Raw genomic sequence first — 1,092 nt, forward strand, 5'->3', positions numbered from 1 at the left:
GGCGGAGGGGCCCGTTCGCGTGTCCGGGGGTCGCCCGTTGGGGTGGCGGACGGGCACAGTGCGGGCACGCCGGGTGATCGGCTGACTACGCTGGGCCGGTTGCCGTGCCGCGCCCCGAACCGCGGCACCCCGAAGCCCCGCCGAACCACCTGGAGAACCGGTGCCCTTCCTGGACACGTTCGCGCCTCGGCTGCTGCGCCGCCGGGCGGTCGCGCTCGTCGCCCTGGCCGCCCTGCCCGCCCCGCTGATCGCGCTCGGCGCGGCCGGCCCGGCCGCCGCGCAGCGCCGGATCATCGGCGGGACGGGGGCCAGCACCGGCGACCACCCGTGGATGGTGGCGCTGGCCAGCCGGCAGCAGTTCGGCTCGGCCCGCTCCGGGCAGTTCTGCGGCGGGGCGCTGATCAGCCCGACCAAGGTGATCACGGCGGCGCACTGCTTCTACGACGAGACCACCGCCCGTCCGACCGACCGGCCGGGGCTGCGGGTGATCGTCGGGCGGGACGACCTGCGGGGCACCGCGGGGCGGGAGGTGGCGGTGCGCGGGGTGTGGATCGACCCGGGCTACAGCTTCACCGCGAACACCCGGGACGTGGCGGTGATCACCCTGACCGAGCCGCAGGACGACCGGCCGGTGCTGCAGCTGGTGAACCCGGGCGAGAGCGAGCCGTACGCGCCCGGCACCCCGGCCACGGTGTTCGGCTGGGGGGACACCCGGGGCAACGGCAGCTACTCGAACACGCTGCGCCAGGTCACGGTGCCGATCATCTCGGACGAGACCTGCGGGCACGCCTACCCGGGCGGCTCGGACAGCGCGTACGACGCCCGCAGCATGGTGTGCGCGGGCGAGGCGCAGGGCGGCAAGGACGCCTGCCAGGGCGACAGCGGCGGGCCGCTGCTGGTGGCGGGGCGCCTGGCCGGGCTGGTCTCCTGGGGCGCGGGCTGCGCGGAGGCCGACCACCCCGGGGTGTACACCCGGATCGCGGCGGTCTCGGAGGCCGTGCACAACGTGCTGTGAGCCGGGTGCGCGCAGCCGGGCGTGCGGAAGCCGGGCGTGCGGTGGAAACGCCACGGCCGGGCGGCCCGCCCCTGGGA

The 1,092-nt window shown here is 76.8% G+C and carries 1 protein-coding gene; it reads left to right on the top strand.

The annotated features are described in order from the left end of the window. The first annotated feature begins 160 nt into the window (after positions 1–160). On the top strand, positions 161–1,015 hold the full coding sequence (locus ACFUEL_RS39895; RefSeq protein WP_380243152.1) for a S1 family peptidase: 855 nt from the start codon (positions 161–163) through the stop codon (positions 1,013–1,015). The last annotated feature ends 77 nt before the right edge of the window (positions 1,016–1,092 follow it).

It is taken from the genome of Kitasatospora sp. NPDC057198 (assembly GCF_042670125.1).
Classification (GTDB): domain Bacteria; phylum Actinomycetota; class Actinomycetes; order Streptomycetales; family Streptomycetaceae; genus Kitasatospora.